At 56.8% G+C, this 14,580-nt stretch carries 12 protein-coding genes; 4 read left to right on the top strand and 8 right to left on the bottom strand.

The genetic code is table 11. From position 1 onward, the window contains the following. The first annotated feature begins 16 nt into the window (after positions 1-16). Both FND52_RS06100 and FND52_RS06095 read left to right on the top strand, forming a co-directional pair. Complete coding sequence (locus FND52_RS06100) at positions 17-565, top strand: SadB/YajI family lipoprotein (protein ID WP_125294039.1); 549 nt, start codon at positions 17-19, stop codon at positions 563-565. A 278-nt stretch (positions 566-843) separates the two neighbouring features. Beyond that, the gene (locus FND52_RS06095) at positions 844-1,728 is read left to right on the top strand and encodes a nucleoside-specific channel-forming protein Tsx (RefSeq protein WP_125294038.1); all 885 of its coding nucleotides are present in this window, start codon (positions 844-846) and stop codon (positions 1,726-1,728) included. A gap of 35 nt (positions 1,729-1,763) precedes the next feature. Here FND52_RS06095 and FND52_RS06090 read toward each other — a convergent pair whose 3' ends face one another. From FND52_RS06090 to queA, 6 genes are all read right to left on the bottom strand, one after another. Beyond that, positions 1,764-3,161, bottom strand: coding sequence for a M24 family metallopeptidase (locus FND52_RS06090; protein WP_144130078.1), 1,398 nt, complete (start codon positions 3,159-3,161; stop codon positions 1,764-1,766). A gap of 120 nt (positions 3,162-3,281) precedes the next feature. Further along, positions 3,282-4,253 carry a protein translocase subunit SecF gene (secF, locus tag FND52_RS06085; RefSeq protein ID WP_125294036.1) on the bottom strand — a complete coding sequence of 324 codons (972 nt, stop codon included), beginning with the start codon at positions 4,251-4,253 and terminating at the stop codon, positions 3,282-3,284. Between the two features lie 10 nt (positions 4,254-4,263). Beyond that, on the bottom strand, positions 4,264-6,111 hold the full coding sequence (secD, locus tag FND52_RS06080; RefSeq protein ID WP_144130076.1) for a protein translocase subunit SecD: 1,848 nt from the start codon (positions 6,109-6,111) through the stop codon (positions 4,264-4,266). 27 nt (positions 6,112-6,138) lie between these two features. After that, the gene (yajC, locus tag FND52_RS06075) at positions 6,139-6,471 is read right to left on the bottom strand and encodes a preprotein translocase subunit YajC (RefSeq protein WP_000007630.1); all 333 of its coding nucleotides are present in this window, start codon (positions 6,469-6,471) and stop codon (positions 6,139-6,141) included. A gap of 21 nt (positions 6,472-6,492) precedes the next feature. Continuing rightward, positions 6,493-7,620, bottom strand: a complete 1,128-nt coding sequence (gene tgt, locus FND52_RS06070) for a tRNA guanosine(34) transglycosylase Tgt (RefSeq protein ID WP_144130074.1) — start codon at positions 7,618-7,620, stop codon at positions 6,493-6,495. A gap of 117 nt (positions 7,621-7,737) precedes the next feature. Beyond that, positions 7,738-8,805, bottom strand: coding sequence for a tRNA preQ1(34) S-adenosylmethionine ribosyltransferase-isomerase QueA (gene queA / locus FND52_RS06065; RefSeq protein WP_144130072.1), 1,068 nt, complete (start codon positions 8,803-8,805; stop codon positions 7,738-7,740). Positions 8,806-9,009: 204 nt separating this feature from the next. Between queA and acpH the strand changes: the two genes are divergently transcribed. Further along, positions 9,010-9,591, top strand: a complete 582-nt coding sequence (acpH, locus tag FND52_RS06060; RefSeq protein WP_125295524.1) for an ACP phosphodiesterase — start codon at positions 9,010-9,012, stop codon at positions 9,589-9,591. 197 nt (positions 9,592-9,788) lie between these two features. Beyond that, on the top strand, positions 9,789-10,391 hold the full coding sequence (locus FND52_RS06055; RefSeq protein ID WP_125295525.1) for a peroxiredoxin C: 603 nt from the start codon (positions 9,789-9,791) through the stop codon (positions 10,389-10,391). Between the two features lie 47 nt (positions 10,392-10,438). Here the strand turns inward: FND52_RS06055 and FND52_RS06050 are convergent, their stop codons facing one another. Further along, positions 10,439-11,815: a DUF3999 domain-containing protein gene (locus tag FND52_RS06050; RefSeq protein WP_144130070.1), complete on the bottom strand. Its 1,377-nt coding sequence runs from the start codon at positions 11,813-11,815 to the stop codon at positions 10,439-10,441. Then, the gene (locus FND52_RS06045; protein ID WP_144130068.1) at positions 11,812-14,508 is read right to left on the bottom strand and encodes a DUF2339 domain-containing protein; all 2,697 of its coding nucleotides are present in this window, start codon (positions 14,506-14,508) and stop codon (positions 11,812-11,814) included. Before FND52_RS06045 ends, FND52_RS06050 begins: the two co-directional genes overlap by 4 nt. Positions 14,509-14,580: the final 72 nt, after the last annotated feature.

The raw sequence follows: 14,580 nt of genomic DNA, 5'->3' as shown, positions 1-14,580 counted from the left end.
ACACAGGATCGTCACTATGAGAACCGCTTACAAATCTTTGTTCCTCGTTACGCCGTTATTACTCGCCGCCTGCGCACCGCAAAGTGAAGTCCGCCAGATGCACAATAGCGTCAGCACGCTCAATAAAGAGATGGGCAAGCTGCAACAAGAGACCATTAAGATCACCCAGCAAAACGCGCTCAATGCCCGCTCGCAAAGCGGCGTTTATTTATTACCCGGTGCCAATACCCCGGCGCGGCTAAACAGCCAGTTGGGGATGATGAAAATGTCGCTGGCTAATGTGGCGGCGGATGCCAGCGGAACCCTCGCCACGCTGCGTATTCAGGGTGAATCCACCACCCCGTTCCCGGCGTTTACCGGCACCATCGAGTGGGGCCAGTTACAGGGCACCACGGAAAACTATCAGGAAGTGAACGTCCAGAATCAGCAGTTCAGTGCGCCCGCCAGCATCCTGGCACCGAGCGATGTCTCTATTCCCATTAAGCTAAACGGCATTACGCCTGACCAACTGGGCTTTGTTCGTATTCACGACATCCAGCCATTGCAAGCTCCCACCATGCAATAACCCTCAGGCCGGATCACGCCGGCCTTGTTACTTTTTTCACATTTAAAACCGCTTTTTATTATTCATCACGCCGATGTTCGGATAGAATCCTATTGCCGAATGTGTATAAACGTGAACGCAATCGTTTACGCATAAGACAGGAATGTGAAACAACACATATTTTTGTGAGCAATGATTTCTATAATAGTGACCAGAATAACATCTCCCCTTCAGGCCGTTGGGAGAGCACGACATACCTTATCTCCCGCAGGGGATTTCATCTAAAAGTGGCAATAACCATGAAAAAAATTGTATTAGCTGCCGGTGCGGCACTGGCGCTTTCCGCTTCTTTCTCTTCCAGCGCGGAAGAAACCAATAAACCTGAATATCTGTCTGACTGGTGGCACCAGAGCGTCAACGTGGTGGGCAGTTACCACACCCGTTTCGGACCGCAGCTGCGTAACGACACCTATCTGGAATACGAAGCTTTCGCAAAGAAAGACTGGTTTGATTTCTACGGCTACGTGGATGCGCCGCGCTTCTTCGGCGGCGACAGCAATGCGCGTGGTATCTGGAACCACGGCTCTCCATTGTTTATGGAAATCGAGCCGCGCTTCTCTATCGACAAACTGACCGACACCAGCCTGGCATTTGGTCCGTTTAAAGAGTGGTATTTCGCTAACAACTATATCTACGACATGGGCCGCAACGCTTCTGGCCGCCAGAGTACCTGGTACATGGGTTTAGGCACCGATATCGATACCGGCCTGCCGATGAGCCTGTCCATGAACGTGTATGCCAAATACCAGTGGCAGAACTACGGCGCGGCGAACGAAAACGAGTGGGACGGCTACCGTTTCAAAGTGAAATACTTCGTGCCAATCACCCCGCTGTGGGGCGGCAACCTGAACTATATCGGCTTCACCAACTTTGACTGGGGTTCCGATCTGGGCGACAAAGATTTCCGCGATCTGAACGGCAACAAAGCCCGTACCGGTAATTCCATCGCTTCCAGCCATATCCTGTCGCTGAACTACGATCACTTCCACTATGCGGTCGTAGCGCGTTACTGGCACAACGGCGGCCAGTGGGCGGATGACGCGGAGCTGAACTTCGGCAACGGTCCATTCAACGTGAAATCCACCGGTTGGGGTGGCTACCTGGTAGTAGGTTATAACTTCTAAGTTGTTACGCCGGTCATACCATGACCGGCGTTTTTTCACTCGGCGCAGCCTAGCGCCAGCGTTTGATCCAGCAGCCACGGGCGCAAATACCCCACGGTGTTGGATAACGGTAAAACGTCCTCAGAAAGCCGAATCCCCAGATAGCGCTGTATGTAATCGCGCCTTGCGATAATGCGCGTCCACATCGCCGGGTAATCCCTTGCCAGCTCCGCGCGCAGCGCCGCATCGGCAAGCGCCACGGTATCTTCAATGCTGGCTCCGGCGTACCCTGCCCGCGACGGGATAATGTCGATTTGCAGCAGCATACCGCTGGCTAAGGGAATCGCTGAATCAGGCACGATCGGCGAACACATCCACTCTTCATCCGCCACTAAATGACCGGGATTGAGGTGCCAGTGATACTCGCTTTTCGGCAGCAGAGTTTCGATTAGCTGGTATATTTCCCCGCCGGTAACCCCGACGCGCATCCGCTCAAGCCAGCCCACCACGGCGCGGTAATAAGGGATCGCCACCACATCGAGATAATCCGCCACTGCCGGATTGAGCTCGGTTTCATTCGCGACCACGTACGCGGCGCGGCTGCTTAACCCGCCTTTGTAGCTGGTGGTTAAGGAGAATTTATCCCCGCGCTGGATCACTTTATCGCTCGGATACAGGTTGGCGCTGGCGAAGCGCTCGCCGGTAGCGGCAATCATAATCACGTTATTGGCCTGCCCTTCCGCCGCCAGCAGCGCGCCGATCTGCTTTTCGGTTTTACCCGGTTCGATGGCGTTGAGCGCCTGAAGGATGGCCGTTGAGGCGAGGTTTGCGCCGTACTCGTAGTGCGCCAGCTCATTGGCGGTGTTAATGACGCGCGCCCCGTTGGCCGGGGAGATAAACACGCCGGTGGCGTTGGTCAGCACGCAATCGGGCGTCACCGCTGCACGCAGCGAATCAACAATAAATGACGGCAAATCGAATAGCTGAGTATTGTCATCGTACTCGCTGGTAAACAGCTTCCAGCCCGCCACGCCGATGCGTTTTTTATCCGCCAGGCCTGCTAAACGCAGCGTATCCGGCAGCGAGGCGGCATTGGTCATCGGCTGGTTGGGCAACGAGAACCATGGCGCGTGCACCACGCGGTTTTCCAGCCGGGCGTGGGCCGCCAGCTTGAGGTTTTCATTACCCAGCACCAGCACCGCTTCGCCATTCTGATGGAGCACCAGCAGCGCCTCCTCAAAGCGCGGGATAAACCCGGTGAGGTATTCGAAGTTGGCCCCGTGCTCTTTATCGGCATAGACGATCAGCGTCTCCAGCGACAGCTGCGCCATGCGCGCCAGCACCCGGGCTTTACGTTTTTTCAGCGTGGCGTCCGTCAGGGGAACGGACGGCACATCCAGCCAGCAGTCCGGCTGGGGAATGTTTTTGACAACGATGCGGCGTGGTTCGGTCATGGCAAATCGCTCCTTGTGATCGGGTCTGATGATCCTGGCCAATCCACAGTAAACATTGCGCCGCCAACAGGCAAAAAAAATCCCGGCTTGCTGGCCGGGATTTTATTCACGCTATACGCATCAAGGCAGAATCGAAGGCTGATCGGCGCCCTCTTTCTCCACTTTCTGCTGGATAAGATGCTCGCGCTTCATGCCCAGTTTCAACGCTAGTGCGGACGCCACGTAGATGGACGACGCAGTACCGATGGAAACACCGATCAGCATGGTCAGGGAGAAGCCCTGCAGCATGGTGCCGCCAAACAGGTACAGCATCAGGATCACCACTAACGTGGTACCGGAGGTGATCAAGGTACGGTGCAGCGTCTGGGTCAATGACACGTTAAAGATTTCGTAAGGCGTCCCGCGGCGGATCTTGCGGAAGTTTTCACGAATACGGTCAGATACCACGATGCTGTCGTTCAGCGAGTAACCGATAACCGACATCAGCGACGCGACAATCGTCAGGTCCACTTCAATATGGAACAGCGACAGTACGCCCATGGTGATCACCACGTCGTGCGCCAGCGCGATAACCACACCCGCCGCCAGACGCCACTCGAAGCGGAACCCGACGTAAACAAGGATGGAAATCAACGCTACCAGCAGCGCCATTGCGCCGGTTTGCGCCAGTTCCGCGCCCACGCTCGGGCCGACGAACTCAATACGCTTCACCACGGCATTCTGGCTGGTGGCGTCGTTAATCACGCTCACCACTTTGCTACCCAGAACCTGGCCGCCGGTTGCGCCTTCCGCAGGCGGCATACGCACCATGATGTCGCGGCTGCTGCCGAAGTTTTGCAGCAGCGGATCTTCAAAGCCCGCTTTCACCAGCGATTCACGCATCAGATCCATATCCGCCGGTTTTTCCAGCGAAATTTCAATGACCGTACCGCCGGTGAAATCGAGACCCCAGTTAAAGCCCTTTACGCCAATGATAATAATCGAGGCGACAAGCAGCAGACCTGAGATGCCGAAGGCCCAGTAATCCCAGCGCATAAAGTCATAGACTCTACGGCCGTGGTTCAATTGTTCAACAGTATAATCCTGTGCCACAACGCACTCCTCAAATAGACAGCTTCTTGATGCGTTTGCCGCCGTACAGCAGGTTCACGATGGCACGAGTACCGACAATTGCGGTAAACATCGAAGTCGCCACGCCAATGCCGGTGGTAATTGCAAAGCCTTTAATCGCCCCGGTACCCACTGCGTACAGGATCAGCACTTTAATCAGCGTGGTCACGTTCGCATCGAAGATGGAACTGAACGCGCCTTTATAGCCTTCGTCGATCGCCTGCTGCACTGAACGCCCGTTGCTCAACTCTTCTTTGATACGTTCGTTGATCAGTACGTTGGCGTCCACCGCGACCGCAAGGGTTAACACGATCCCCGCAATACCCGGCATGGTGAGCGTTGCTCCCGGCAACAGCGACATAATCCCGACAATCAGCACCAGGTTAGCAATCAGCGCCGTGGTGGCAATCAGACCAAACTTCTTATAGAAGACGATCATAAACAGGATAGAGACCGCGAGGCCCGCCAGACAGGCTTCCAGACCCTGGGTGATGTTCTGCATACCCAGCGTTGGGCCGATGGTGCGCTCTTCAACAATCTGAATCGGCGCAATCAACGCACCGGCACGCAGCAGCAGGGAAAGCTGGCGCGCTTCGTTCGGGTTGTTGATGCCGGTAATGCGGAAGCTGTTGCCCAGACGCGACTGAATATTCGCCACGTTGATCACTTCTTCCTGCTTAGCCAGAATCGCACGACCGTTGGCGTCTTTTTTACCGCTGTCTTTATATTCCACAAACAGGGTCGCCATCGGCTTACCGATGTTGTCCTTGGTGAAATTCGACATGATGTTACCGCCCGCGCTATCCAGTGAAATATTCACCTGCGGCTGGTTGTACTCATCGGTGCTGGACGTGGAGTCGGTGATATGGTCGCCGGTTAAGATCACGCGTTTGAACAGCACAACCGGCTGCCCTTCACGGGTTTGCTTCACTTCGGAATCGCCCGGTACACGGCCAGCCGCCGCAGCGGATGGATCGACATTGGTGTTGACCAGACGGAATTCCAGCGTCGCGGTAGCGCCCAGAATCTCTTTCGCGCGCGCCGTGTCCTGGATACCCGGCAGCTCGACCACGATACGGTCAGCGCCCTGACGTTGAACCAGCGGTTCCGCCACGCCCAGTTGGTTAACACGGTTACGCAGGATGTTGATGTTCTGCTGTACCGCGTATTCACGCGCTTCTTTCAGACGTTCGTCGGTCATTACCGCACGCAGCGCGTTATCGCCCTGGCTGGAGATCACCAGATCGCGATGGCGCGGCGAGAGATAAGAAATCGCTTCATTGCGGGCATTGCTGTCGCGAAAGACGATGTTCAAACCGTAGTTATCGGCTTTACGCACGTTGGTGTACGCGATGCCTTTTTCACGCAGATCGCTACGCAGGCTGTCCATGTTCTGCTCCTGGAGCTTGCCCAGCGCAGTATCCATATCCACTTCCATCAGGAAGTGAACGCCGCCGCGCAGGTCGAGACCCAGCTTCATCGGCTCAGCATTAATAGACGTTAACCAGCGCGGGGTTGCCGGCGCGAGGTTAAGTGCGACTACATAGTTATCACCCAGCACATCCATCAGCGCTTCACGCGCGCGGAGCTGGGTGTCCGTGGAATCGAAGCGCGCAAGAATACTGCCCTGCTCCAGTGCTACAGACTTCACGGCAATTTTTTGTTGATTTAAGGTGTTCTGGACCTGATTCAGCGTTTGCTCACTGGCGGCGACGCCGCGCGCGCCAGTGATTTGAACAGCCGGATCCTCACCATACAGGTTGGGAAGGGCATAAAGCAGGCCGACGATAATGACGACGACCAGCATGATGTACTTCCACAAAGGATAACGGTTTAACACGGCAGTTCCCTTTGGGAAAACGAAAGATTACAGCGCCTTCATGGTGCCTTTCGGCAGGACGGCTGCGACGAAGTCACGCTTGATGACTACTTCAGTGGTGTCGTTCAGCGCGATAGCGATGTAGCCGCTTTCCGCTACTTTAGTCACACGACCAACCAGACCGCCGTTAGTCAGCACTTCATCACCCTTGGCGATGGAGTCCATCAGCTTTTTATGCTCTTTGGTGCGCTTTTGCTGCGGACGCAGGATCATGAAATAGAAAATCAGACCAAACACCACCAGCATCAGAATCAGTGACATCGGGCTGCCCTGCGCCGGAGCACCAGTTGCCGCTACCGCATCAGAAATGAAAAAGCTCATTAAAATTCCCTCATTATTTAATTAATCAACATTCAAAGGTGGAACCGGTCTATCCTGGCGTTGGTAAAAATCCGCAACGAAGTGCTCTAATTTACCCTCTTCGATAGCCTTGCGTAAACCAGCCATTAAGCGCTGATAGTAGCGAAGATTATGAATGGTATTGAGACGGGCACCCAGTATTTCGTTGCAACGATCGAGATGATGCAAGTAAGCACGTGAATAATTGCGACAGGTGTAGCAATCGCACTCTTCATCCAGCGGCGATGTGTCGCTTTTGTGCTTCGCATTGCGGATCTTCACCACGCCATTGGTGACGAAAAGGTGACCGTTACGGGCGTTACGCGTAGGCATAACGCAGTCGAACATATCGATGCCGCGACGCACCCCTTCCACCAGATCTTCCGGTTTACCTACGCCCATCAGGTATCGTGGTTTATCTGCCGGGATCTGCGGGCAAACGTGCTCAAGGATGCGATGCATATCCTCTTTCGGCTCGCCCACAGCCAAACCGCCGACAGCGTAGCCATCAAAGCCAATCTCTACTAGCCCTTTGACGGAGATATCACGTAAATCTTCGTAAACGCTGCCCTGGATAATCCCGAACAGCGCGTTTTTATTACCAAGTGAATCAAAGCGATCGCGGCTACGTTTCGCCCAGCGCAGCGACATTTCCATCGAGCGTTTGGCGTAATCCCAGTCGGCAGGGTACGGCGTACATTCATCAAAAATCATCACGATATCGGAACCGAGATCGTACTGAATTTCCATGGATTTTTCCGGGTCGAGGAAAATCGGGTCGCCGTTAATCGGGTTGCGGAAGTGCACGCCCTGCTCGGTGATTTTGCGAATATCACCAAGGCTGAAGACCTGGAAACCGCCGGAATCGGTAAGGATCGGCCCTTTCCACTGCATAAAATCATGCAGATCGCCGTGCAGCTTCATGATTTCCTGGCCAGGACGCAGCCACAGGTGGAAAGTGTTGCCTAAGATAATCTGCGCGCCGGTGGCTTCAACTTCTTCCGGCGTCATGCCTTTAACGGTGCCGTAGGTGCCGACGGGCATAAACGCAGGCGTTTCAACCACGCCGCGCTCAAACACCAGCCGACCGCGACGGGCGCGACCATCGGTGGTCTGTAATTCAAAGTTCATGTTTTCTCCTGCATCAGAGAGACAGTCTGATGATTATGCTTACAGCGTGGAGTCAGCCCCGCGCTGAAAATCAATAACGCCCGGTTAAGGCGTTATTTGGTAATAGATTTATGGGTCTTAGCCAATTTGCTCAGCAATCGCCGACGGATTGTACGTGATAAACATCGCATCCCCGTAACTAAAAAAGCGATACTGCGCATTTACCGCCTGCTGATAGGCATTCATGGTGTGGCGATACCCGGCAAAGGCCGACACCAGCATGATCAGCGTGGATTCCGGCAGGTGGAAATTGGTCACCAGCGCGTCGATGACTTTGTACTGGTAGCCCGGATAGATAAAGATTTGGGTATCATCAAAGAACGGTTCGATCAGATCGTTTTTCGCCGCCTGGGCCGCGCTTTCCAGCGAACGCACCGAGGTGGTGCCCACCGCGATCACCCGGTTGCCGCGCGCTTTACAGGCCAGCACCGCATCCACTACATCCTGCGGCACTTCGGCATATTCAGAGTGCATGATGTGATCTTCGATGCTGTCGACGCGCACCGGCTGGAACGTCCCTGCGCCGACGTGCAGCGTGACAAACGCCATCTCCACGCCCTTCTGGCGCAGCTTTTCCAGCAGCGGTTCATCGAAATGCAGCCCGGCGGTAGGCGCAGCGACCGCGCCCGGCCTGGCGCTATACACCGTCTGGTACAGTTCACGGTCGGACTCTTCATCCGGGCGGTCAATGTACGGCGGCAGCGGCATGTGGCCGATATCGTTGAGAATATCCAGCACCGCACGCGCATCATTAAATTCAATTTCGAACAGCGCGTCGTGGCGCGCCGTCATGGTGGCTTTGACGCTTTCGTCTTCGCCCAACAGCAGTTCCGCGCCCGGCTTCGGCGCTTTCGAGGCGCGCACATGGGCCAGCACGCGCTTGTCATCGAGCATGCGCTCCACCAGCACTTCAATCTTGCCGCCGCTGGCTTTACGGCCAAACATCCGCGCCGGGATCACCCGGGTATTGTTGAATACCAGCAGGTCGCCCGGGTTGAGCTTTTCCAGCAGATCGGTGAAAGTGCCATGCGTCAGCGCGCCGCTTGGACCGTCAAGAGACAGCAAACGGCAGGAACTCCGGCCTGGCAGCGGGTAATGAGCAATCAGGGATTCAGGTAATTCAAAGGAAAAATCGGCAACGCGCATGGCAATTCACACTAAAACGTAGAGCCTGCTTAACAGGAGTTTTTGTCAAAGCTCGGCGAGTTTTGCGCGCTAACAGGCGCTATTGCTCACCAGCAAGTAAAATAGTCTGTTAATCCAGCTCGAAAAAACAGGCGCTATAGTCTAGTGCCGGGGCGCTTTAGCTGCAACCCGTTCACCTTGTTAACGCTTTTATTGGGACAATACATGAATTTTCTCGCCCATCTCCACCTCGCCCGGCTCTCAGACAGCTCGCTGCTGGGCAATCTGCTGGCCGACTTCGTGCGCGGCGATCCCTCGGGCGACTATTCCGCCGACGTGGTGGCCGGGATTTATATGCATCGCCGGGTAGATGTGTTGACGGACAGCCTGCCGGAAGTGCTGGAGGCGAAAACCTGGTTTCGTCCGGAAACCCGCCGCGTCGCGCCCATTGCGCTGGATGTGATGTGGGATCACTTTGTCTCGCGCCACTGGGATACGCTCTCACCCGACCTGGCACTACCGCGCTTCGTGGCCCAGGCCCAGGGTGAAATAGGCCAGCATCTGCCGCTGACGCCGCCGCGCTTCATCAACCTGAACCAGTATCTGTGGTCCGAACGCTGGCTTGAGCGCTACAGCGAGATGGCATTTATCGGCAACGTGCTGAACGGTATGGCGAGCCGTAGACCAAAACTGGCGGCGCTGCAACAGAGCTGGGGCGATCTGGATGCCCATTACGATCGGCTGGAACAGCAGTTCTGGCAGTTCTATCCGCGCATGATGGCGATGGCGCAGCAGAAAACCTTGTAGCCCTCACAACCTCTTAAGGTAAACATTGCCCTTTTGCAAAAAAGGGCTATTCTTGTGGACTGCACACAGCAAATTCAATTATCAATAGGCAAAACCTATCTGAATAATCGGTTTATTCATCTTTGTGAACCGCTGCGATGTCTCTATACTGGCCCGCGTTGCGTTCTACTCACCTTAAATAACACCAAGGAGTCCTCATGGTACTGGTAACTCGTCAGGCACCGGATTTTACCGCTGCAGCCGTTCTGGGAAGTGGCGAAATCGTTGAAAACTTCAACTTTAAAAAACACATCAACGGTAAAGCGACCGTGCTGTTTTTCTGGCCGATGGACTTCACCTTCGTATGCCCGTCTGAACTGATCGCATTCGACAAGCGTTACGCTGAATTCCAGAAACGCGGTGTGGAAGTGGTTGGCGTTTCTTTCGACTCTGAATTCGTTCACAACGCATGGCGTAACACCCCGGTTGATAAAGGCGGTATTGGCCCGGTTCAGTACGCGATGGTTGCCGATATCAAACGTGAAATCCAGCAGGCTTACGGCATCGAGCATCCGGACGCAGGCGTTGCGCTGCGCGGCTCTTTCCTGATCGACAAAGAAGGCGTGGTTCGCCACCAGGTGGTTAACGACCTGCCGCTGGGCCGTAACATCGACGAAATGCTGCGTATGGTTGACGCGCTGCAGTTCCACGAAGAGCACGGCGATGTGTGCCCGGCTCAGTGGGAAAAAGGCAAAGAAGGTATGAACGCCTCTCCGGACGGCGTAGCAAAATACCTGAGCGAGAACGTCGCTAAGCTGTAATGACAGATTCAGAGAAAAGGCCCGCTTGCGGGCCTTTTTTTATGGCGTCAGGCTTTGGTTTTCACTTCCCGCCACAGCCGGTACGCAACGCCCAGCAGCGCCAGCACGCCAATCACCAGCACGCCCCAAATCAGCATCGTCATCCACTGGCTGCGGCGCTCCGCCGGATCGACCGCCGTTAAACGCGCCTCGCCGCCCAGCGTGACGGTGTCGGCTTCCGTGGCCACCGGTAGCGAATCCAGCGTGTATTGCCCGCGCAGCTTTTCGGGGATCACCATATCCAGCGCCATCGCCTGCGGTTTAGCGGCTTTGTTGCCCCAGGCCAGCATAAACGGCCCCGTGCCCTGAGGAATAAACACCAGCGCCTGGCTGGCGCGCAGCCCCTGGACTTCCGGCGGCGTATTACCCCAGTTGGCATTAATGCCCTTCACCCGAATGGCTTGCACCTGCTCGCCGTTCAACAATGTGGGCTCTGACTGGGCATCGTTAATCCGGTACAGCACGGTTTTCGTCAGCGGTTGCCATGCATCGTCCGCGCGCTGGCGGTATTCGATTTCCACCGGCAATACCGGGCTTTCATTCCCCGGCGCGATCGCCAGCCCCGCCAGCGGCTGCGGGTTCGCCCAACTATAGACCGCCTCGCTGGCTGTGCCGCTTTCTTTATGGGCAGGCAGATAAACGTAAGCATTGCTGAAATCATCCGCGGGTGCGAGCGCTTCGACGCTTTGCAGCGTCAGCGGTTGCGGCGCGTCGTATACCGTCAGCAGCAGATAACGATAGTTCTCTTCAGAGAGCGTGACCCTGGACGAGAGCGTGTTGAGCTTCAACTGGTCGTTCCCGGCGGTAAGCTCCATCAAAGGCGAGTCTTCGGACAATCCGTACCACTCTTTCAAATTGTCGCTGTAAAATAGATCGACCTTCGCCTGCCAGTTTTGCGGCAGCTTCGGCCAGTTAAGCCGCAGTTGTGCCACCGGCAGCGGCGTTTTCAGCCCATCGGGCAAGGTCAGCAGGAAACTTTGGCTGATGCGCGTCACGTCGTCCCCGGCCAGATGCACTTCCGTACCGCCCGGCATTTTCACCGTCAGGCTATTCTGCCCTTCCTGTTTGACGTGTTTGATATCCAGCGGGAAGACTTTAAGCGCCACCGGCTGCGGCGCGCGCTGCGGCTGGCGCTGCGGCGTTAACGCAAAAGGCACCGCTTCGCCTTTGCTGTTAAACACCCGAATATCGCGCAGATCGGGCCAGACGGTTTGTTCATACACCGGGGTCGGCAGCGCGATTTGCCAGAACGGTGAAGCGCCTTCGCTCTCCAGATGCATCCCCCAGGCGTAATCCTGCGGCGCATCGGGCGCGGTGTCGTTTGCGAATCCCGCCATCGGCAGCCAGAGCGCAGCCATGACGATAACGTTTAATAATCCCTTCATTCCGGTTCCGCCTTGTTAACCGCCGCCTTTGGAGGCAGCGGTGAAAAATAGCCGACAATCAATACCAGCACCGCCACGCCGATAAACGCGATGGCCCGCGCCAGCCCGCCGCCGCCCGCGCTGTCCACCAGCATCAGTTTGATAATTACCACGCCGAGCAGCGCCGCGCCCGCCATCCAGCTATTACGGCTGGTGCTGCGGGTGGCCTTCACCATCACTACCAGTGCGATCAGCATCCAGAACAGCGCGAAGGTGGTCTGGATCAGGCGAGACGACCACAGCGCGTCAACTTGCCAGGCGACGTCGCCATACGCGGCCAGCGTGCGCAGCAGCAGGCCGTTGGCCCACCAGAAGGCCAGCCCGGCGATGATCAGCGGCACGCCCTGCGCCACTTTATTCCAGCCGGACGGACGATGCGCCTCAAGATAACGGGCGGCAACGTACAGCGCCAGCAGCCCATATCCCGCACCAAGTTCCAGCGGATTGACCAACGGCACCCAACGCCAGTTGAACATCGCGCCATCCAGCAGATTGCTGAAAATCAGCATGGCGAGTTCCAGCACAATCAGCGGCGCGATGCCGACGCTGGCGTACCACTGCGGCCAGACGCGCACCGGCCACAGGCTGCGGCGTACTGCGCCGTGAACCAGCAGGATCGCGATCCCCGCGCTTGCCATCACGATACCCGCCTGCCATTCATCAGAGCCCCATGGCAATCCATCGATAAACCAGTAAATCTCCAGCCCGATAACCAACAGCAGAAGCCAGAACAGCGTGATGTGTGCTGCCTGCGATAGCCGCGGCATCAGTGAATCGCCGTCTTTATGCAGCAGCAAGCCTGCACAGGCGAACGCCGCGATCCAGATAAACCCCGTCCAGCCAGCGCTCAGCAAACGATCGCCGTGCTGCACGGTGAACAGAATTGCCAACAGGATCCCCGGCCACAGCAGCCACTGGGCAAAGCCCATTTCCCGCCAGCTAAGGCGCTGGCTGGCGGCTCGCCAGGCCCATACTGACGCGCAAAGCAGCGCCAGCACGATAGCCGCGAGACTCAACGAACGGTTGATGGCGTCGGCCAAACCGATCAGCGCGACGATCCAGAAAGCAATCCCGCCCGCCAGTAATGCATGGCTAATGATCCACTGATGGGCGCGCCACAGCCACGCCGCCATCAGCCAGGCGGCGCTCAGGACAGCGAAAATCACCATCATCGACAGCGGCGTCAGGTGCTGCGACAGCGCGTAAACCGCGCTACCCAACGCCAGCACCAGTAACCCGGTGCCGCTGTAGCTCATCCGCCGCTGGCGCTGCTGGAGACCGAGCCAGACAATCCCCAGACCTTCCAGCGCCCAGGCCATCGCCGTCCAGCGCGCCGACAGCGCCAGCGGGATCGCCAGGGTGGTAAACGCACCGCCCAGCGCCAGCGCCGCCAGAACCAGGATTTTCCCCTGCCCCGGATAGCGGCGCAGCACGACCCAGCCCAGGCCGAGATAGACCAGCCCAAACCCCAGCGCCGACAGCGCCGGGCCGTATTCAAAATGACGGGTAATGGCGTACTGCATGCCAAAACCAATCAGCGGCGGCGCGAACAGCAGCACCCCGTCGATAATCTTTTCTTTGCTCTCCTGCGCACGCAGCGACAGCCCCACGCACAGCACGCCGAACAGCAGAATATTGGCGATCAGAAACAGCTGGCTGCTGAGATAAATCTCGGGCCGATAGCCATTTAGCCCCCACAGCCCGGCGACGCCAAAGGTAAATGCCATGCCCAGCAGATTCAGCACCCGCCAGTGTTGCCACCAGCTAATTGCCAGAATGCCCGCCGAGAGCAGCAGATAAAATGAGAACAGCGCGATGTGGTTGCCGGAACCGGTTGACAGCAGGATCGGCGCAAGATAACCGCCGATGCTGGCAAGCATCGCCAGGCTAAGCGCCTTTTGCAGCACCGCCAACCCAACGCTGGCAGCGCAAATCAGCAGCAACAGGCCAAACGCCAGCGTCATCGGTAGCATTTGCCACAGCCGGAATGCGCCGAAGACGGTGAGATACAGCGCGCCTGTGGCCCCGCCCTGCAATATCAGGCCGTACAGCGGTTGTTTATGGCGCAATTTAAAGCCGAAGAACAGCAGTCCCATTGAGCCCACCGCCGCAGCTATCAGGCGCAATTCCAGCGGGAACATATCGCGCTCAACGGTGTAGCGGAACAGATAGGCGAGGCCGAGGAACAGCAGCAGTATGCCCAGCTTGGCCAGCGGATTACCCTGCATAAACCAGCGCACCAGCGAACTCAGCATGCCGCTAAACAGTGAAGGAGGGACATCCTGAACGGGCGCTGACGCCGCAGGAACGGCGTCAGGCACAGCGCGCGTTTCAGCAACCAGTGTCTGGGCTGGCTCCCAGGGAGAGGTTTTTTCCGCCGCGGCCGGCGGTTTCTGCCGGTAACGCTGCACCCGGGCGATAATATCGGCTTCATCCGTCGCATGCGGCTGAGGCTCCGGCGCTTCGGCCACGGCAACCTGTACCGGCGGCGGCGCAGCAGCCAGCTTCGATTCCAGTTCGGTCACGCGCTGGCGCAGCCGCGTCAGTTCATCCATCGCGGCATGGCTTCTGCGCCAGGCCATTATCGACAGGATTGGGGCGACCACCAACAGCAAAAAAAGTATCAGCCCCGCCCAAAACACCAGTCCATCCATGCCCGTTTCCTTGTTATCGGCATACGCGATTGCCGTCTATTTTTTCAAAAAGCGCGTTCAGGAGATAGCCTG

This window comes from Atlantibacter subterraneus, from assembly GCF_007570865.1.
GTDB classification, from domain to species: domain Bacteria; phylum Pseudomonadota; class Gammaproteobacteria; order Enterobacterales; family Enterobacteriaceae; genus Atlantibacter; species Atlantibacter subterraneus.
The sequence above is the reverse complement of the archived record's forward strand: the minus strand, read 5'-3'. Positions and strand labels throughout refer to the sequence as shown.